The sequence below is a fragment of the Sphingobacterium tenebrionis genome (genome assembly GCF_037126265.1).
GTDB lineage: Bacteria > Bacteroidota > Bacteroidia > Sphingobacteriales > Sphingobacteriaceae > Sphingobacterium > Sphingobacterium tenebrionis.
Genome location: NZ_JAYLLN010000006.1, coordinates 24,005 through 45,562, shown reverse-complemented (window position 1 = coordinate 45,562; position 21,558 = coordinate 24,005). Strand labels below are relative to the sequence as shown.

The window sequence follows — 21,558 nt, the reverse complement described above, 5'->3', positions numbered from 1 at the left end:
AGGCTACCCTTTTTTGTTACAATTAAATTCCCTCCAAACTCGGTAATCAAACCGCTTTTTACCCCTATAATCAGTCATTTTTTTTCAGTTTTTAATTTTTTTTAAAAAAAATGACTGATTCTTCTTAAAAACTTAACGGTGTTAAGTAGTTTTGTTCTGTATTCACTAACTCCATGAAAAAACAGAAACAAAAAGAAGATTTAAAGGTATTGATCCTTGAAGCAGCAAAAAAATTGTTTGTGCAACAAGGATATGAATCAACCTCCATCCGTAAGATCGCCCAAGAGATTGGTTTCAGTCCGACCACGATCTACCTCTATTATAAAGATAAAAATGATTTGATCTATGCACTGCATCAGGTGGGTTTCACCATGATGCGTGACCGTTTTATGCCCTTGGGAGTCGTGGAAGATCCATTTGAACGGTTAAAGGCCGTTGGTAAGAATTATATTGAATTTGCCTTGGACCATCCTGAATATTACGAAGTTATGTTTATGATGAAAGAGCCCATGGATTTCCTGGACCAGCAATGTGGTAGTGAACAATGGCAGGAGGGAGAACGCGTGCTGGAATTTCTGAAAATGACCGTTGCCCAATGCCAACAGCAGGGCTATTTTAAAGGGATGACTGTAGAGGCAGTCACTATGCAGGCCTGGGCGGCGGTCCACGGACTGGTTACCCTACATGTTACCCAACATCTGGAAAAGATCATTGATGTGGTGGGATTTCAAGAAGGCGTAAAGGACATGATGTATGCCTCCTTTGAGGCTTTTGTTCAAATGATGGGAAGCACGAAATAAAAAATTTGATCACTTACTTAACACTGTTAATAATGAAAACATGTTTTAAATGCTTAATTCTTTGCCTCTTTTTAGTGGGGATTTCGGGCAGTAGTAAAGCCCAGAATCCTATATTGGATAGGTATGTGAAATTGGGATTGGATAGTAACCTCACGTTGGTTTCCAAGAACCTATCCCTGAAAAGGGCCATGAATGGTTTGGAGGCTGCCCGGACGATGTATTTACCCGACATCTCTTTCGAATTAACCTATACACATGCAGATGGTGGTCGTTCCATTGACCTTCCGGTTGGGGATATGCTGAACCCGGTGTATACCACACTGAACCAGTTGACACAGAGCCAGGCTTTCCCGCAGATCGAAAACCAACAGATTAATTTCTTGCCCCAACATTATTACGATGCCAAGGTGAGGACTTCCGTGCCGATCATCAATACGGATATCAAACATAACCGACAAATACGGGAAACGATGGTGAAGATGAACAAGCAGGAGCTTGAACAATATAAAAGGGAATTGGTGAAGGATATAAAAATAGCTTATTTCAATTACCTCAGCGCCCTAGAAGCGAAAGCTATTTATGAGAATGCGGCAAGCTTGGCTAAAGAGGGAAGAAGGGTAAACCAGAAATTATTGGATGCGGGGAAAGGACTTCCGGCCTATGTGGTTCGAGCTGATGCGGAGATTGCCCAACAGGAGGCAAAGATCGCTGAAGCGGAGCAGCAGGTTAAAAATGCGCAATACTATTTCAATGCCTTATTGAATCGAGATGCCGAAGCGCCAATAACAGAAAGTGAAGGGAAATCGGAGGCGGTTCAGACTATGGGTCAGCCCCTTCAAGTGGATATTTCTGCCCGGGAGGAATTAAAGTCCCTACAGGATAATATCCAGATCCAGGAGACCATGTTGGATATGAATAAGCAGGTGTACATCCCGAAATTGAATGCTTTTCTTGATCTGGGTTCCCAGGCCGAAGGAATGAAAGTAAGTAGTCAATCGCAATATTATATGGTCGGTGCACAGTTGAGCTTTCCGATTTTTGCCGGAAACCGGAATAAACTGAAGATCCAGGAAAGCCAGATCGCTGTTGCCGAAGCCCAGAACCAATTGGTACAAGCGAAACAGCAATTGGAATTAGTGGCGAGGATGTCGAAGAATGAAATGCTGGCCATGCAAAAGAATTATGAGAGCTCCAAGGTACAGCTGGAAGCTGCCGCCACCTATCAACGATTGATCCTTCGGGGATTTCAGGAAGGGGTAAATACCTATATCGAGACCATCGATGCCCGCTCGCAGTACACCAATGCCCAATTGGCAAATAACATTGCCGCTTTTAAGCTCTTATCGGCTCTGGCAAAATTTGAACGTGAAAATGCTTCTTACCCTTTAAACTAAACGATATGAAAACCTTATATACAGCTCTTATAGCAAGTGCAAGTTTAATCTTTTTTGTGGGATGTGGACCTTCGGAGCGGAAATCTGCATTACCTGTACAGGATACCATTCCCGTTAAATTAATCAGTTTACAAGCCTCCGGTGGGGTCAATGAAATTGAAGCAACGGGCGTTTTCAGCACCGATGATGAGACCATTCTGGGTTTTAAGAATGGCGGGGTGATCTCCCGAATTCTGGTGAAAGAAGGAGATCCGGTCCGGAAAGGGCAGTTATTGGCCTCCGTTCATAGCTCGGAGGTGGATGCACGTGCAGGTCAGGTCAACCTGTCGGTCGAGAAGGCACGGCGGGATTATGAACGCGCCAGCAAATTATACCGTGATAGTGTCGCTACGTTGGAGCAATTACAGAACGCCAAAACAGCTTTGGATGTAGCCTTGCAGGATGTGAAATCGGTGGGTTTCAATCAACAATATTCCAATATCTATTCACCCGTTTCGGGCTATGTACTGGCAAAGCTGGCGAATGATGGGCAGGTTGTAGGTCCTGGAACACCGGTATTACAGGTCAATGGCGCTAGCAATGCCAATTGGAAACTGAAGGTAGGTGTAGGAGATCAACAATGGGCGCAGATCAAGATCGGGGATCAGGCAAAGATCAGTACCGATGCGATGCCCAATGATACCTTGGCGGCGGTGGTTTCCAAGAAATCCGAAGGATTGGATTCGCAATCCGGTACTTTCACCATCTTCTTGGAGCTGCGGGAAAAGCCTGCCTATAAATTGGCATCAGGGATATTTGGCCGTTCGGTTATTCAATCGGTTCAGCCTTCCAAAGAACCTTATTGGAGGATTCCATACAGCGCCCTACTGGATGCCGATGGGCAGGACGGCTATGTGTTTGTCACCTTTGATGGCAAAAAAGCAAAAAAGCAGCCAGTGAAGATCGCCAGAATGGAAAAGGATGAAGTGCTGATCAGTTCTGGACTTGAGGGAGCTCAAGGATTGATCGTTGCTGGGAGTGCTTATCTCCAGGACGGATCACCTATCCAAATTCGTAAATAATCAAAAGCAAAGATCATGAGTTTAATAAAATATCCGATTCGGAATTATCAATTCACCCTGATCATGGTTCTGATGATTATGGTGGTTGCGGTGAGTTCGATCCTGACCATGCCCCGGGCAGAGGACCCGGACATGAAAGCGGTTAGTTTTCCCATAATTGTTATCCATCCGGGAACCAATCCAAAGGATATGGAGCAATTGATTGTAAAACCTTTGGAAACGCGGTTCTATTCCTTGGACAATGTTAAGAATATCAAAACTTCGATTAGCAATTCTGTAGCTTCCTTTTTTGTGGAGTTTGAGTACGGGGAGGGCTATGATGAAAAGTACCAGGAATTGGTGCGGGAGTTGAATGCCGCTCGTCCAAGTCTGCCGGACAATATTTACAGTATGGAGGTGATGAAGATTGATCCTACGAATGTAAGTGTGGTGCAGATGGCCTTGATCTCCGAGAGTGCTTCCCTCAGCAAAATGAAGGAATTATCCGACAAGCTGAAGCAGGAACTCGAGAAGGTAAAAGCCTTAAAAAATGTGGAAGTTTCCGGATTAGCCGATCAACAGGTTCGAATCGATATCGATCAGGCTAAATTAGCGGAATTAAAGATCCCCTTGAACCGCGTGATTCAGGCGGTGCAGACGGAGAACCAGAATATTCCTGCCGGAAGTATAAAGGCCGGTACGCAAACCTATAGCGTAAAAACATCGGGAAATTACCAGGCTATAGAAGATATTTCCAATACGATCATTTCCAGTAATGGTGGCAAGAATATCATGCTGCGGGAAGTGGCAAATGTATATCCGACCTTCGCGAGTGCAAGCCATAAGACCCGTTTGAATGGGTTCCATTGTTTATTGATCAATGCGGCCCAAAAAGAAGGGATGAACATTTCCGACACCCAAAAGGAATATTTGGCTGTCCTGGCAAAATTCAAGGAGAGCCTACCGAAGGATGTGGATCTGCAACTGAATTTTGATCAGGCCGAGAATGTGAACAAACGGCTGAGCGGCTTGGGGATTGATTTTGCCATTGCCATTACCTTGGTATTGATCACCTTGCTTCCTTTAGGGATTAGGGCATCAGCAGTGGTTATGATTGCTATCCCGCTTTCTTTGGGGCTAGGGGTAATTGCCATGAATTCCTTTGGTTATTCCCTTAATCAATTGAGTATCGTAGGTTTTGTGGTAGCCTTGGGTCTGGTGGTGGATGATAGTATTGTGGTGGTGGAAAATATTGAACGATGGATGCGGGAAGGATATAGCCGATTTGAAGCCTCCATCAAAGGAACAGAACAGATTGCTTTGGCAGTTGTTGGCTGTACGGTGACCTTGGTGATTGCATTTATGCCATTGGTGTTCATGCCGGAAATGGCGGGGGAATTTATTCGGAGTATGCCTATTGCCGTGATTTCATCGGTGGTGGGTTCCATGTTGATCGCGTTATTGGTGGTGCCTTTCTTGGCGAGTAAACTTTTGAAACCGCATGAACATGAAGGAGGAAATGCTATCCTAAGGGGGATGCAGAACATTATCCATAAAAGCTATGGGGTTTTCCTAGACAAAGCCTTGAAGCATCCGGGACGCACAACCTTGATTGCTTTGGCGATTTTCCTGGGATCTTTGGCGCTGATACCGGTGGTAGGCTTTAGCCTCTTTCCGCCTTCGGAGAAACCGCAGTTCATGATCCACATCAATACGACTTTGCAGGCAAACATACAGCAAACGGATAGTATAACCAAGCAGATCGAGGCGGAATTGAAGCAGATCCCTTCGGTCAAGTATTTTACGAGTAACGTAGGGAAGGGGAATCCGCGGGTGTATTACAACATGCAACAAGGGAGTGAGGATCAGGCCTATGCGGATATTTTTGTTCAATTGCATGAGGATGTAAAGTATAAGGAAAAATTGGCGCTGATTGAATCTTTACGGGCTAAATGGACACCTTATTTGGATGCTAAGATCGAGGTGAGGGATTTCGAACAGGGAGTTCCGGTTATTTCTCCGGTGGAGGTACGGATATTTGGGGAAAACCTGGATACGCTTCAGGCCTTATCCTATCGGGTAGAGGAATTGTTGAAGAATACCGCGGGTTCGGAATATGTCAATAACCCGATCAAAAACAATAAAACGGATATTAGGGTTGATATCAATAAAGAGAAGGCGATGGCTTTAGGTGTGCCAACTTCTTCTATCGACCAGACCATCCGTATTGCATTGGCGGGGTATTCGGTTGGAACTTATACGGATCCTAATTCGGATGATAATGAGTATGATATTCTAGTGACGGTGCCTCGGGGTAAGGAAGCTGATTTAAGTACCTTGGAGCAGGTTTTTGTGGATAATGTAGCGGGTACTTCCATTCCTTTATCGCAGTTGGCAAGCTTTAGCTTTGAAGTATCCCCGGCCAATATTTACCACCAGGATAAGATTCGGATGGTCGCCGTGAATTCCTTTGTTGCAAAGGGTTTTGGAAATGATGAGGTGATCAACGATGTGATCAAGCAGATGGATGAGTTTCCTTTTCCAGCTGGGTACAGCTATGAAATGGGGGGTGAGGTGGAAAGCCGGGAAATGGCCTTCGGTGGATTTGGAACCATCATCATGATTACGGTTTTTATGTTTATTGCGGTGTTGATCTTGGAATTCAAAACGTTTAAAAGTACCTTGATTGTCTTGTCGGTGATTCCTTTGGGAATTGTTGGGGCGGTAATTGCCTTGTTGGTTACTGGAAATACCTTGTCTTTTGTGGCTACGATCGGAATAGTTGCCTTGGCCGGGATAGAGGTGAAGAATACCATTCTTTTGGTTGATTTTACTAATCAGTTGCGAAGGGAAGGGGTGGAGTTGAACGAGGCGATCGAAAAGGCAGGGGAGTTGAGGTTTTTGCCGATTATCTTGACATCGCTTACGGCTATTGGTGGATTGTTGCCCATTGCATGGTCTTCAAATCCGTTGATCTCGCCATTGGCTATTGTGATGATTGGTGGTTTGATCAGTTCGACCTTATTATCGCGGGTAGTGACTCCGGTGGTGTATAAATTGATTCCACCAAAGATTGATGTGGAATCCGAGAAAACAATTTAGGGGTTACTGTGTTCTATGGATAAGAAATCTTATTCTATGTTAAAGAATAAGAGGTAATTAAAGAAAAAAAAGATGAAGTTACTTAGTGTTTTAGGATTCGCTTTATTGATGATATCCTGTAATAATCAGAATAGACAAGAAACGGTTACTACGACAGATCCGGCGGGTAATGTGGAGACAAAACCTGTTAACAGCAATGCTTCAGCGATGGATAATGGAGAGATTCCTGATGCGGCTAAAAAATTTATTGAGCAGCATTTTGGGACAACAGCTATTAGCAAAACCGAAAAGAAAGGGGTAGCTGATGCAGATGGTACTTTATATGAGGTTAAGTTGGCCGATGGAACAGAATTGGATTTTGATGCGGATGGTAATTGGATGGAGATTAGCGTAGAGGATCAGAAGAATGTTCCTTTATCTGCAATACCGACAGCTATTCAGGATTATTTAAAGACTAATCATGGAAATGTAGCCGTGCATATGATTGATAAGGAACCGACTGGTTATGAATTGGAATTGGCGAATGATGTGGATCTTTATTTTGATTTGAATGGGAAGTTTGTTCGGGAAGAGAAGTAGGTTTTTGGAGGGATAAGAAATTAGATTGTTGAAAGAATTTAGATTTTTAAAAGAATAATTAGAATTTAGATTATTGAATAAATTTAGATTGTTGAAAGAATAAAAATTGGATAAGAATAATAGAAATAGCCTCAGTGTTTTGCTGAGGCTATTTTTTTGTTTGCATGTAATTGTTATACTCTGCGTCATTGCGAGGAGGTACGAGGAAGCAATCTTTGGACTTTGTCACTCTGATCATTCTTTGTCATTCTGATCGGTCTTTGCCATCCTGATCAGTCTTTGTCATCCTGATCGGTCTTTGTCATCCTGAGCGTAGTCGAAGGATCTGTACGGATACCATATTTAGATGCTTCGACTTCGCTCAGCATGACATGGGTGAAGATTGCTTCGTTCCTCGCAATGACGGTTGAAAGATTGCTTCGTTCCTCGCAATGACGCAGTCCTCGCTCACGAGCTCACGCATTGACGGGGTTTAATAACTACCTCACACTACCCCAAACTCGCCAAACTCTCTTCCAAGATCTTGATCTTCGCTATCGCGTCATCTTTCTTATTCTGCTCGTTCTGAACAACCTCAGGCTTCGCATTCTGAACAAATCGCTCATTAGAAAGCTTTTTCTCCACAGAAACCAAAAATCCTTTCAAATACTCAATTTCCTTCCCAATCCTTTCCTTTTCCGCATCCACATCAATATTATTCTCCAGGGCAATATAACACTCATCTTTTCCCGCCAAGAAGCTTACCGCTCCAGCAACCTTCTCCTTCACAAAAGTCAGCTCCTCAATATTCGCTAACTTCTTAATACTATCCTGGTACTTACTATAATCGATATTACTTGCATTGATCGCCAATGGAAGAGCCACTTTCGGCGAAATACCCTTAGAATTACGGATATTCCTCACCTCCGAAATAATCTGTTGAACCGTAGCAAACTCCTTGATCTGCTCCTCATCAAAACCCTGAGGTTCCGGGAACTCCGCAACAATAATACAATCCTTTTCTTCTCTAATTCCAAAGATCTCATCATGCCACAATTCCTCTGTTAAGAAAGGCATAAACGGATGTGCCAACTTAAGCACTTTTTGGAACAATCCTAATGCCGTATCCAAAGTCTCCCTTTCGATCGGCGATTGATAAGCCGGTTTGATCAGCTCCAAATACCAAGCACAGAAATCATCCCAGATCAATTTATAGGTTGCCATTAAGGCATCTGATAATCTATAGTTTGCAAAATGCTCATTGATCTCTACCAAGGCCTGGTTAAACCTGTTTTCAAACCAATCAGCAGACATTTTCTGCGCCTCAGTCGCAGGAGAATCCACAACTTCCCATCCTTTTACCAAACGGAACGCATTCCAAATCTTATTGGCAAAATTCCTTCCTTGCTCACAATAGGACACATCAAACATCAAGTCATTTCCTGCAGGAGAGGACAACAACATACCTACGCGAACCCCATCGGTACCATACTGCTCCATCAATTCGATCGGATCAGGTGAGTTACCTAAGGATTTGGACATCTTCCTACCCAATTTATCCCTTACGATACCCGTTAGATACACATTTCTGAAAGGAGGTTTCTGCGTATAATCATGGCCCATAATGATCATTCTCGCCACCCAGAAGAATAAGATTTCAGGCGCGGTTACCAAATCATTGGTTGGGTAATAATATTGGAATTCCGGATTCTCCGGATTACGGACACCATCAAAAACCGACAATGGCCATAAGCCTGACGAAAACCAGGTATCCAATACATCGTCTTCCTGCCGGATACCAACCGAAGTTTTTCCCTGTTGCTCGAATTCAGCAATTGCTTCTGCTTCGGTTTTTGCAACTACGAATTCATTCTTCTCATTGAACCATGCCGGGATACGTTGTCCCCACCATAATTGACGGGAGATACACCAATCCTTCACATTTTCCATCCAATGTTTATAGGAAGCAAAGAATTTCTCTGGAATCAATTTAATGGTTCCATCTTCCACATATTCTAGGGCAGGCTTCGAGAGCTCGTCCATTTTCAGGAACCATTGCATGGATAGCTTTGGTTCGATGGCGGCGTCTGTACGTTCCGAAAATCCTACCTGAGATTTGTAATCTTCAATCTTTTCAATCTGACCTGCTTCTTCCAACAGCACAGCCACTTTCTTACGAGCAGCAAAACGATCTTCACCGATCAGGATCTCTGCCTTTTCATTCAAAGTACCATCATCGTTCAAAATATCGATAACTGGCAGATTATGTTTTTGACCCAATTCGTAGTCATTCAGATCATGGGCAGGAGTAACCTTTAAACATCCTGTACCAAATTCCATTTCTACATATTCATCCTGGATGATCGGAATTTCCCGATTGATCAATGGAACCAATACGGATTTACCTTGAAGATGGGTATAACGCTCATCGTTCGGGTTGATACAAATAGCCGTATCGGCCATAATCGTTTCAGGACGTGTGGTCGCAATGATCACGTATTCCTTACTATCCTTGATGTTATAGCGGATATAATACAGTTTTTGGTTCACTTCCTTGCGGATAACTTCCTCATCAGAAAGGGCTGTTTTTCCTTGCGGATCCCAGTTTACCATTCGTACGCCACGATAGATATAGCCTTCCTTGTAGAACTTGATGAAAGTATCTAAAACCGCTTCAGAAAGGTCCGGATCCATGGTGAATTTGGTTCTTTCCCAATCGCAGGATGCACCTAACTTCTCCAGTTGCTTCAGGATGATGCCACCATACTTCTCTTTCCATTCCCAAGCATATTTCAAGAACTCCTCCCTGGAGATGGATTTCTTGTCGATGCCCTTTTCTTTCAACATAGCGACGACTTTAGCCTCCGTAGCGATGGATGCATGGTCAGTTCCAGGTACCCAGCAGGCATTTTTACCTTGCATGCGGGCACGACGGATCAACACATCCTGGATCGTATTATTCAACATGTGGCCCATATGCAATACTCCAGTCACATTCGGTGGAGGCATCACAATTGTATAAGGCTCACGATCGTCTGGTACCGAACGAAAAAATCCATTCGACATCCAGTAAGAATACCACTTCTCTTCGGCTTCTTTGGGACTGTAGGTCTTTGCTATGCTCATTACGTATTAAATAGATTCTAAAAGGATACAAAAATACGCAATAATCGCCGCTTTTCACATGCCTGAGGTATAATTTAATGCATGGAAAGCCTTCCAATTGTAAATTATTGTTAAGAAAGTGTTAGCTAAAGATTATTAAGTGTATTTTTGGCGGTCAAAATAGCAAGACTCATGCAAAGACTTGTCCATGAATTCAATATTTTACTGCGGTATTTTGCCTTTTGGTTAATCATCTGTTTTATCGACAGGGCGGTATTTATTGCTTCATTTTCGGAGAAGATCGGAGAAGATGGGTTCATGGATGTATTGGAGATTTATTGGCATGGACTATCCCTAGATTTTTCCGTAGCGGCCTACATCTGCGCTATTCCCTTTCTTTTTTATTTCCTTTCCTATTTTATTCCCAAGATGAGATGGGGGCTGAAGCCATTACATGTATATACCATGTTGGTCTTAATTCTCTTTTTCCTGACCATGTTTATCAACGTGAATATCTACCGAGAGTGGGGGGATAAGATTTCTAAGCGTGCTGTTGATGCCGTTCTGGAAGATGCCATGGGCGCTTTAGCTTCTGCAGAATCGACGCCAATATTCATACCGATAATGGGGATAATTCTGGGAGTAGGACTTTCCTATTGGTTATATACAACGCTGTTCAAGAACTTGCGCTATCGTAATTTCCATAAACCAACCGCTGTTGTGTTGCTGTTTGTTCTTATAGCTGGATTGTTGTTCACTTTTATCCGCGGAGGATACGGAAGAGCACCACTAAACCCCAGCAGGGCCTATTTCTCCTCCGAAGCATTCTATAACCACGCTGCGGTGAATACCCAATATGCCTTGTTGAAAGAATATTTCAGCAGCAATAGAAGAAACCATTCTCCTTATCTCTATTTTGAACCGGAGGAAAGAAAGGAAATATTAAAACCTGTTTTTACCCAAGCCCAAGATTCCAGTCTTCAGATCTTGACCAATACCCGGCCAAACATTGTTTTATTGGTTCTGGAAAGCTTTACCGCAGATCTGGTTGAATCGCTTGGCGGGGAAAAAGGGGTAAGCCCTAACCTGGAGAAAATAATGCAGCAGGGTGTATTCTTCCAGCATATCTACGCCACTTCCGATCGTTCGGACAAAGGCATCATTGGTATATTCAGTGCTTTTCCGGGCCAAGGGCCAGAAAGTATTATCAAATACATCGACAAGCATGAGAACCTCCCAGGAATGGGGCAGGAATTGGATAGCTTAGGCTATCGGTCGGCTTTTTACCATGGTGGGCAATCCGAATTCTACAATATGAAATCCTACATGTTGGCCCATGGGGTGGAAGAGGTTATTGATAACCATAACTTCAATCCATTGGAAGAACGATCCTCTTGGGGAGTTTATGATCATGTGGTTTTCAATCGGATGTTGAAAGATATCCAAAAAGAAAAACAACCATTTTTCTATAGCTTGTTCACTTTGAACAACCATGAGCCATTCACCTTAAACAACGGCTATAAATTTGGTGATAAATCCAATGCCGACAAATTTCGGAGTACGGCTTATTATACCGATTCCGTTATCATGGACTTCTTGGAACAGGCCAAAAAAACAGCCTGGTATAAAAACACCTTATTTGTGCTGGTCGCTGATCATGGACACCGTTTGCCGAGTGAAAAATTTGATATTACCCACCCCAACAGGTTCCATATTCCGATGGTTTTCTTTGGAGAGGTGATCAAACCTGCCTACAGAGGGTTAAAAGTGGAGAAAATTGGTAACCAGAATGATTTGCTGGCCACACTGTTCAAGCAATTAGGAATACCTGCATATCGGTACAGATGGAGCCGAGATCTCCTGGATCCCCAAACGCCTTCTATCGCCTTCTACAATTCCAAAAATTCCTTTGGAATCATTCAGCAGGATCAAGAAATTTCCTACGATCAAGTAGGAAACTCCATCAATTATATGAAAAACAAGGACTATCCAAAATCGAAAACCGATAGTCTCTTGAATATTGCAAAAGCATATTACCAAGAAGTCTACCAAGACTTTATGAATTATTAACATGATTAAGTTAAACAGCTGGTTCGGACCCTATATCGCTATTACCCTACGAATTCTAGGGATGCTGATAATTTATGCCGTATTACGATTGGGATTCTACTGGATCAACCTCAGCCAATTTCCTGGGATAAGTACCAGTGAGCTGATGTACATGATGTTTGGGGGGATCCGTTTTGATATTGTGGCGCTTTTCTACATCAATATCCTTTATATTTTGATGTTCGCCTTGCCCATTCCGTTCAAATACCATCCAAAATATCAAAAGGTTGGCAAATGGCTATTTGTAGTCAGTAATTCCATCGGAATTGGATTGAACCTTATCGATTATGCCTATTACCCTTTTACCCTGAAAAGAACAACAGGGACCGTTTTTAGCCAGTTCGCTAACGAAGATAACCTCTTGAGGCTCACCATAGATTTTCTGATCGATTACTGGTACCTGCTGATCGTATTTGTCCTGATCGCCTGGTTGTTGGCGAAAGGTTATGACCTGATCAAATTACAGCGTCCCAAAAAACTGGCTTGGCCATTCTATGCGGTTCAAGCGGTAGGTCTACTGCTGGTTGCTTTTTTCTTTATTGGAGGCGTTAGGGGAGGATGGGCGCACAGTACACGACCAATTACCTTGAGTAATGCCGGAGACTATGTCAAATCTCCGGAGGAGATGAACATTGTGCTCAACACTCCTTTTTCCGTTCTGAAAACCCTTAAAGCAGTGACCTATAAGGAGAAAAATTATTTTTCCGAAAAAGACCTGGAAAACATTTATCCAGTTATCCATCAGCCCAAAGATTCCAGCAACTTCAATAAGCTGAATGTGGTTTTCCTGATCCTGGAAAGTTTTGGAAAGGAGCATATTGGTTTTTATAATAAACAATTGGATGGAGGAAACTATAAAGGCTATACCCCCTTTTTGGATTCCTTGATTACCCAATCGTATACCTTTAACCGTTCCTATGCCAATGGTCGCAAATCCATCGATGCACTACCTTCCGTTATTACCGGAATCCCGTCCATCGGAGAACCGTTTGTGCTCTCCATCTATTCGGGCAATAAAACAACCAGCATCGCCAAACTATTAGGCGATAAAGGCTATGAAACCGCTTTCTTTCATGGTGCACCAAACGGTAGCATGGGCTTTTCCGCTTACATGCAATTGGCGGGTATCAAAAAGTATTTCGGAAAAACGGAATACAACAACGATGCAGATTTTGATGGGATCTGGGGTATTTGGGATGAACCCTTTATGCAGTACATGGCCAATGAAATGGATCACCTAAAAGAACCTTTCTTCAGCAGTTTCTTTTCCCTATCCTCCCACCATCCCTTTAAAGTCCCTGAACAGTACGAAGGGAAATTTCCGAAAGGAACCTTGGCCCTTCATGAACCGATCGGCTATGCGGATCATTCCCTGAAACGTTTCTTTGAGACCGCAAAAACAAAGCCTTGGTACAAGAATACCCTGTTCGTGATCTGTGCAGACCATGCCAGTATGAGTTTTTTCGATGAATACCATACTTTACCCAATTCATTTTCCATTCCTATCATCTTTTATTATCCAGGAGGAGAGCTGAAAGGAATGTCGGATAAATTGGTGCAACAGATCGATATCATGCCTACCGTATTGAATTACCTGGGCTATGACCAGGCCTATTTTTCCTTTGGCTTTGATGCCTTTGCACCGGATACCAACAATTTCCTTATCAGTAATATTGGCGGTGGCTCCTATAATATTTTCAAAGGCGATTATTTCATGACCTATGACAATGATGAGGTGAAATCCCTATATAATCTGCGCCAGGATGCTTTATTGAAGAAGAACTTATTGGGTAAGGAAGCAGACGTACAGGAAGATATGAAGATTACGGTCCAGGCATTCATCCAACAATACAATTACCGGATGATCCATAATAAACTAACTGCCAAATAGGGGAAAAATTACCAATCCTTCCCGAATCGATACCGGAGGGTAAACTGTTGCTGGTTATCAAAGAAACCATCCGAAATATGGAAGGAAGCTGAAAACTTTCCTTCTATTCTATCCGTTTGGAAAGGGATCCAACCCAGATCCAATCGGTTATAGGTATCGCGATGGTAGAAAGGATCTCCCTGAGGTAGGTTTACCGCTTTCCCCAAATAGAGACTATTCGCCAAGAAAAACCGCTTATAGCCCAGGTAAAGATTAGCTATAAAACCCGGTGATTTCTGCATGTCATACACCGATCTTACGCGGTCGAATCCATAGGTAGCTCCAGCATCCAAAGTCAAGGAATCTAACAGCGTTTTGTCACTCAGATCCAGTCCTAACCTTAACATCACCACCGCATTGTCCTGGATATGTTCATCAATACTATCGTTGGATGTCAGGGCATTATGGTATAAGATTCCTTCATTCTGAACATAGAAAATACCGGTCTGGTATTTTCCGGATATCCCTGCAATAAACTGTTCCCGATGACTGTACCCCTGTTTGCTGGTCCAATCAATAAATACCGCCTGCTGGAAACCATTCTTCTTGTACTGAAAATACATCCCTTCCAGATTAGGCCGGTCGTATTGAAAAGTATCCGCTAGCACCATGCGATGAATATCCTTGGTTCGTTCATAGCGAGGGATAAATCCTAGCGCAAAATCAATATGTTCGGTTTTATAATTGTAATAAGCGATGGGGTTTATTCGGCTTTTGTTTTCCTTGTTTATTCCAAATTCCTGATTGAAATGCACCCCGCCATACAGTCGGTGGTTTTCCTCCAGTTGAAAATAGAGTTTGGGGGAGATGGTCGCTCCAAAAAATGTCTTCGCCTGGGTATAAGGCGCTTTATATTCCCTATTATCTGCGTAGCCAAGAAAATCTACTTTTAATCCGATGTTTTGGGCAGAAACCGTATGTATCCCCAAGAAAACAGAAAACAGGATAAGGGTTAGTTTTTGGAATGATGAAGCCTTCATAGGCGGCAATATAGCAATAAAATAGAAAAAGGCAGCCGATTTAATTCGACTGCCTTTTCCTTATATCTGGTAGGAATTATACTTCCAACAATAAACGAGCTGGATCTTCCAACAATTGTTTAACACGTACCAAGAAGCTTACCGACTCACGACCGTCGATGATACGGTGGTCATAAGAAAGTGCAATGTACATCATCGGACGGATTACCACTTGACCATTCTCCGCGATAGGGCGTTGAATGATGTTGTGCATACCTAAAATAGCTGATTGAGGTGCATTGATGATAGGTGTAGACATCATGGATCCGAATACACCACCATTGGTAATGGTAAATGTACCACCGGTCATTTCGTCGATTGTTAATTTATTGTCGCGTGCTTTTCCAGCCAATTCAGCAATTGCTTTTTCAATTTGGTGAAGAGACATCGCATCTGCATTTCTGATCACTGGTACTACCAATCCTTTAGGTGCAGAAACAGCGATGGAAACATCAGCGAAATCAGAATAAACGATTTCATTTTCATCGATACGAGCATTTACTGCAGGCCATTCTTTCAAGGCAGTTGTTACCGCTTTAGTGAAGAAAGACATGAATCCTAGTCCGATACCGTGTTTCTCTTTGAAAGAGTCTTTGTATTTCGCTCTTAGATCCATAATCGGCTGCATGTTCACTTCGTTGAACGTAGTCAACATAGCCGTTTCGTTCTTCACTGCTACCAAACGCTTAGCGATGGTTTTACGCAATGAACTCATTTTTTCACGACGTTCAGCACGTTCACCAGCTACAGCAGGAGCTGCAGGTTTTGCAGCGGCAGGTGCAGCGGCAGGTTTTGATTCTGCTTTTGGAGCAGATGCTTGAGCTTTTTCAGCATCTTCTTTGGTGATTCTTCCATCTTTACCAGTTCCCTTGATGCTGGAAGGATCGATACCTTTTTCCCTAAGGATTTTTGCAGCAGCAGGAGATGCGGTGCCAGCAGCATAGCTATCTGGGTTTTCATCAACCGATGCAGCAGTTTCGCCTTTTGCAGGTGCAGCAGCTTCTTCCTTCGCTGGAGCGGCTTCTGATTTCTCAGATCCACCAGCAGCAGGAGCATCGCCTTCTTCAATGGTACATACAACAGCTCCGATCTCTAAGGTATCACCCTCTTGTGCGATGATACGTAGGATACCAGCTTTCTCTGCTGGTAATTCAAACGTTGCTTTGTCTGATTCCAATTCGGCAATATTCTCGTCCATTTCAACGTAATCGCCATCTTGTTTTAGCCATTGGGCCAAGGTTACCTCGGTGATTGATTCGCCTACCGAAGGCACTTTGATTTCTAAGCTCATATAGTTCTTTTTTAAAACCGTCCGTTACATATTCCTTATATATAACGGACGGTCTAACATTTTGTTTATTCGAATGATTTGTTAATTATTGCTTCTTGTTGTGCTACGTGTTTTTTCATGTAACCTGTAGCTGGGCTACCGCTTGCTGTACGTGCGATATAATCCGTGAATTCAATATCCGTTCTGCGTAAGGTACGGCAGTAATATGGCCAAGCACCCATGTTCTCATTTTCCTCCTGAACCCAGATAAATTCTTTGGCATTTTTATAGCGCTTATGGATCGCTTGCAATTGCTCGACTGGTGCCGGATAAATTTGTTCTATCCTCACGATTGCTACATCTGTACGTTTATCCGCCTGTTGTTTTTCCAATAGATCGTAATAAATCTTTCCGGAACAGAACAATACGCGTTTTACCGTAGTTGGTTTTGCGTAGCTATCATCGATTACCTCTTGGAAATTCTCTTTCGTAAAGTCTGTTAATTTAGAAACCACTTTCGGGTGGCGCAACAAACTCTTCGGTGTAAATACGACCAATGGTTTACGGAAGTTTCGAACTAATTGACGGCGCAATAAGTGGAAGTAGTTTGCTGGTGTAGTACAATTGGCAATGATCATATTGTCGTTTGCACATAATTCCAAGAAACGCTCAATACGTCCTGAAGAGTGTTCTGGACCTTGACCTTCCATACCATGAGGCAACATCATCACCAATCCGTTCGAACGCTTCCATTTGGTTTCAGCGCTGGAAAGGTATTGGTCTACGATGATTTGTGCACCATTGTAGAAGTCACCGAATTGGGCTTCCCAAATGGTCAGGGCTTGCGGATTAGCCAATGCATAGCCATATTCAAAACCTAAAACTGCATACTCGGAAAGTAGGGAGTTGTAGATATTGAAACGCTCACCACCATTTACATTTGCCAATGGGATGTATTTTTCTTCTGAATCTTCTAGGGTTAATACGGCATGGCGATGCGAGAAAGTACCACGTTGAACATCCTGTCCGGAGATACGAACGCGTTTTCCTTCATCCAATAAAGTAGCATAAGCCATTAACTCGCCCATTGCCCAATCGTAACTGTCATTTTTGATCATGGCAGCACGGTCTTCGAACAATTTCGAAATCTTACGGAAAAACTTCTTGTCTTTTGGAAGGGAAGTGATCTCACCAGCCAATTTCAAGAATTCCTTGTCAGATACCTTGGTGTCAACCGTGGTATGGATCTCTGCTTTTTTACCGGCATGTAATCCTTTCCAAGCACCACCAAACATAGGGATCTCTTCTTCCAGGTTCTCTACTTTTTTGGCAGCATCCAATTGCTCCTGCAGATAATCCTTGAATTCTTTTTCAATCGCTTTGGAGTACTCCGTATCCACCGATTTCTCGTCGATTAATTTTTTAGCATAAACCTCTTTCGGGTTCGGATGCTTTTCAATGGCTTTGTACAATAATGGCTGTGTGAATTTAGGTTCATCAGCCTCATTATGGCCATAACGACGGTAACATAATAGATCGATGTAAACATCGGTCTTATATTTTTGACGGTATTCTACCGCAAGATTAATCGCATAAACTACTGCTTCTACATCATCACCATTCACATGGAATACAGGTGAGGAAGAGATTTTTGCTACGTCTGTACAATAGGTGCCAGAACGTGCATCTTTATAGTTGGTCGTAAATCCAACTTGGTTGTTGATAACGATATGAATGGTACCACCAGTGCGGTATCCTTCAAGCTTCGACATCTGTGTAACTTCGTATACCACCCCTTGACCAGCGATAGCTGCATCACCATGGATTAAGATCGGTGCAATCTTGGAAGAATCACCATCGTATTTCATATCGATCTTAGAACGTGTAATACCTTCAACGATCGGATCTACAGTTTCTAGGTGAGAAGGGTTTGGTGCTAAAGATAAATGAATGTGTTTTCCATCTTCAGTGGTAACATCCGAAGAATAACCTAAGTGGTACTTCACATCACCACCAAATTGTAATTCCGGATCTTCTTCCGCATACATCTTACCTTCAAATTCGGAGAAGATGGTTTTGTATGGTTTACCCATGATGTTGGAAAGCACGTTCAAACGACCACGGTGAGCCATTCCGATCATGAATTCCTGAATACCCAAGCTTGCTCCAGTTTCGATCACCGAATCCAATGCCGGAATCAAACTTTCTGCACCCTCTAGGGAGAAACGTTTTTGACCTAAGAATTTAGTACCCAAAAAGCTTTCAAAAACGACAGCACGGTTCAATTTCTTGAAGATGCGTTTTTTCTGATCGATGGAATAATTGGGTTTGTTTCTATCCGCTTCCATACGGTCTTGCAACCATTTGATTTTTTCAGGGTTACGGATATATTTGAATTCCGCACCGATAGATTCACAATAGGTATCTTCGATTAATTGGCGGATATCACGTAGTTTCGCAGGACCTAAGCCTACCTCTACACCAGCGTTGAACACCGTGTCCATATCGGACTCGGAAAGACCAAAGGTCTCCAACTCTTTGCCAGGGTAGTATTTACGACGCTCGCGTACAGGGTTTGTGTGTGTGAAAAGGTGTCCACGGTCTCTGTAACCATGGATCATGTTCAATACGTCAATTTCTTTTAACGCGTGTTCTGAAACATTATCAGCTGCAACAGTGCCTGGGTCTGCACCTTGTCCGAAATCAAATCCTTCGAAAAATTTCTGCCAACCGAAGTCTACGGAGTTCGGGTCTGCTTTGTACGATTGATATAACCCGTCGATGTAACTCGAATCGGCATTACTCAAATATGTCATATTGTCCATGCTGGATACGTAAGATAAAATTTTGCCAAATTTAGCAATAATAATATAAGTTTACAGCCTAATATTAGGCTAGTTTTAATAATTTACAACTTTTTTCCGAAACTCGGTCCAGTCCTGGGAAACATTTTCCTTGGCACTAGTTCCTACGGAAGCCATATGCGACCAGAACCCATACGTGGTAGCTGGCGCATAGTCCAATAGGTATTCCTCAAAAAATGCGGCACCTATCAACCAATTCGAAGAAACGTTTTGCGTAAAATACCTCGCTAACATTCTTCTCACTGCGTAGGTTATATTTCCTTCTTCCTTCAGTTTTGCAATTCCTTCATCCACCGCTTGGTCACCTGTGGTTCCCGATTTCCATTGTTCCAGTTTGTACTCATCTAAAAAGGGACTCGGTTTTTCCGATTGACTGCCTTTCAATTTGAAGAATACATTTGGATATTTCTTCAACATGAAGCGGAAATAATCCCGCCATAAAAGGGTCGTCATCAAACGGTCGTACCGGCGTTTGTTCTGGATGAGGTTGGAGTTGCGCATCTGATCGTAAATGTAGATCGGCGACAGGGCACCAACGGCTATATAAGGTGAAATTTCGGTGTAATTCGCTAAGGATTGAAAAGTTGGATCCAACAGCTGCTGGAGTTTTTCCATGGCGTGGGTTTCGCCTGCCGGAATCAGCTGGTCGATCCCTTCAACAGTTGTGCTGTAGCCCAGTTCTTCTAAAGAAGGTAACTTGGTAGCCTCTAGGTGAGTCGGCGACGGGATGGCTCTAGGTTCGTCAAATGGCTTGCGAACACTGCTTTCCCGTTCTATTTTTTTTCTGAAAATATTAAATTTATCAGGTATATCTTTGATAGGGAAGGGTAGATCTTCCTTATGGTATAGCGTGTGGCCAATAAAGTGCCTCAGGTTTATTTTTTGTTCCCATAACGCTGCTTCCACCATTTCGGAGATCTGTGTTTCCCGAGTGGCTACTTCACGGTGATGGTACACCTCCGAAACCTCATATTTAGCACATAACTTGGGGATAATCTCTTCTGGATAACCCACGAAGGTCATCAGATCACTCTGTAAAGCCTGTAATTTATCTTTGAGATGGGAAACGGTTTCACGTTGGAAAAGAGCCCTATTTAAACCGGTATTATACTGGTCAAATTTGTTCTTGTTGTAGTATCGCGGATCAAAACAAAAGACGGGAATAACGAGGTCGAATTTATGAAGTGCTTCCGTTAACACTTCATTATCGTGTAATCTTAAATCATTTCTGAACCAAACAAGAACTACTTTTTTACTCATGTTGTTTTTTTCCCAATATGCGATGCTAACAAATATAGCCTTTTAGATAGGTTTATAGTGCTTTTAACCCCAATTTTTACACGATATAGACAATATGTATTTTACTAAATGTTTAATATTGTTAAATTTTAAAAATGATTAAACTTTCATAAAAATAATCTGTTTCATATGGTAAAGTTGTTTACTAAAAAATAGGAGGACTGATGGAGATACTTTTATCCGGACTCAATTCATATTTAGGCAAAAGGGCCATGAGCAACCTAAATGCAGATGAGTATCATGTCCATGGGATTGCACGTGATGTCGATCTCTATAGAGCGAAGCAGATTGAAGAGCCAACGGCGAGTTTAGATATGGTAGACCTGTTGAGAAAAGGTCAGGAATATGAAGATTACAAAGTAGTAGGTGGAATCCAATTGGGAATCTATATTACCCATGTTCCCACCCTGTCAGAACATGTCAACTTGAACATGGAACTGATTACCTTGAATAATTTTGTTCAATTGGCCGAACGAAATGGTTGTAAGCGTATTGTTTACATCGCCCGTTTAATGGATAAACCCTATATAAAATTTATAAAGCAGGTTTTGGAACATTCTGGCCTAACCTATACCATCGTATTGAAAAATTTAGCGATCGGGAAAGGAAGTGTACTCGATAAGTACATGCACAAATTGATCAATTCGAAGTACTTGGCCTACGATACGGATTTTGCTAAAATAAAATTCAATCCCATTTCGGCTTTAGACCTTATTCGTTGGATCTATAATGTAGACTGGGAAAAGAATTTCAAGAATGAGATCATAGAAATAGGTGGTGCCAAAACGGTGACCATCCAGGAAATGTTCAGGCTTTACAAAAAAACGCTATACCCGAATAGTAAGGTGCAGAGTGTTAAAGTACCAGGTATTTTGATGAACATGTGGTTCAAAAGATTATATAGGATCAATAAAGAGGACTTGATCGAATTCAAAAGGTTGATGTCTATGGAATATCCTATAGATAACAGTACTTGGAAGAATATCATGTTGTTCTCCTTTACTCCTTTGGACGAAGTGATCCAATTTGACCAATAGCCTTAAACTTTAATTATTGCCTTCTTTCCAT

The 21,558-nt window shown here is 42.4% G+C and carries 13 protein-coding genes; 8 read left to right on the top strand and 5 right to left on the bottom strand.

Annotation, left to right across the window (positions count from 1 at the left end):
- Window positions 1-173 precede the first annotated feature (173 nt).
- From VJ786_RS04310 to VJ786_RS04290, 5 genes are all read left to right on the top strand, one after another.
- Complete coding sequence (locus VJ786_RS04310) at window positions 174-800, top strand: TetR/AcrR family transcriptional regulator (protein WP_134776938.1); 627 nt, start codon at window positions 174-176, stop codon at window positions 798-800.
- Between the two features lie 32 nt (window positions 801-832).
- On the top strand, window positions 833-2,194 hold the full coding sequence (locus VJ786_RS04305; protein ID WP_134776937.1) for a TolC family protein: 1,362 nt from the start codon (window positions 833-835) through the stop codon (window positions 2,192-2,194).
- Between the two features lie 5 nt (window positions 2,195-2,199).
- Window positions 2,200-3,255, top strand: coding sequence for an efflux RND transporter periplasmic adaptor subunit (locus VJ786_RS04300; RefSeq protein WP_134776936.1), 1,056 nt, complete (start codon window positions 2,200-2,202; stop codon window positions 3,253-3,255).
- Between the two features lie 15 nt (window positions 3,256-3,270).
- A complete protein-coding gene (locus tag VJ786_RS04295; protein WP_134776935.1) occupies window positions 3,271-6,336 on the top strand; it encodes an efflux RND transporter permease subunit in 3,066 nt (1,021 codons plus the stop codon).
- Window positions 6,337-6,408: 72 nt separating this feature from the next.
- On the top strand, window positions 6,409-6,915 hold the full coding sequence (locus VJ786_RS04290) for a PepSY-like domain-containing protein (protein ID WP_134776934.1): 507 nt from the start codon (window positions 6,409-6,411) through the stop codon (window positions 6,913-6,915).
- A gap of 489 nt (window positions 6,916-7,404) precedes the next feature.
- Here VJ786_RS04290 and VJ786_RS04285 read toward each other — a convergent pair whose 3' ends face one another.
- Window positions 7,405-10,020, bottom strand: a complete 2,616-nt coding sequence (locus VJ786_RS04285) for a valine--tRNA ligase (RefSeq protein WP_134776933.1) — start codon at window positions 10,018-10,020, stop codon at window positions 7,405-7,407.
- Window positions 10,021-10,191: 171 nt separating this feature from the next.
- On the opposite strand from VJ786_RS04285, the gene VJ786_RS04280 reads away from it, so the two are divergent.
- Entirely contained in the window at window positions 10,192-12,069 is a 1,878-nt protein-coding gene (locus VJ786_RS04280) for an LTA synthase family protein (protein WP_336557347.1), read from the top strand.
- 1 nt (window position 12,070) lies between these two features.
- The gene (locus tag VJ786_RS04275) at window positions 12,071-13,999 is read left to right on the top strand and encodes an LTA synthase family protein (RefSeq protein ID WP_134776931.1); all 1,929 of its coding nucleotides are present in this window, start codon (window positions 12,071-12,073) and stop codon (window positions 13,997-13,999) included.
- 8 nt (window positions 14,000-14,007) lie between these two features.
- Here the strand turns inward: VJ786_RS04275 and VJ786_RS04270 are convergent, their stop codons facing one another.
- The 4 genes from VJ786_RS04270 to VJ786_RS04255 form a co-directional block, all read right to left on the bottom strand.
- Window positions 14,008-15,018 carry a lipid A deacylase gene (locus VJ786_RS04270; protein ID WP_134776930.1) on the bottom strand — a complete coding sequence of 337 codons (1,011 nt, stop codon included), beginning with the start codon at window positions 15,016-15,018 and terminating at the stop codon, window positions 14,008-14,010.
- Between the two features lie 76 nt (window positions 15,019-15,094).
- Window positions 15,095-16,348, bottom strand: coding sequence for a 2-oxoglutarate dehydrogenase complex dihydrolipoyllysine-residue succinyltransferase (gene odhB / locus VJ786_RS04265; RefSeq protein WP_134776929.1), 1,254 nt, complete (start codon window positions 16,346-16,348; stop codon window positions 15,095-15,097).
- A gap of 65 nt (window positions 16,349-16,413) precedes the next feature.
- Window positions 16,414-19,152 carry a 2-oxoglutarate dehydrogenase E1 component gene (locus tag VJ786_RS04260; protein WP_134776928.1) on the bottom strand — a complete coding sequence of 913 codons (2,739 nt, stop codon included), beginning with the start codon at window positions 19,150-19,152 and terminating at the stop codon, window positions 16,414-16,416.
- A 75-nt stretch (window positions 19,153-19,227) separates the two neighbouring features.
- Complete coding sequence (locus VJ786_RS04255; protein WP_336557346.1) at window positions 19,228-20,451, bottom strand: deoxyribodipyrimidine photo-lyase; 1,224 nt, start codon at window positions 20,449-20,451, stop codon at window positions 19,228-19,230.
- 251 nt (window positions 20,452-20,702) lie between these two features.
- On the opposite strand from VJ786_RS04255, the gene VJ786_RS04250 reads away from it, so the two are divergent.
- Complete coding sequence (locus VJ786_RS04250; protein WP_134776926.1) at window positions 20,703-21,527, top strand: SDR family oxidoreductase; 825 nt, start codon at window positions 20,703-20,705, stop codon at window positions 21,525-21,527.
- Window positions 21,528-21,558 lie beyond the last annotated feature (31 nt).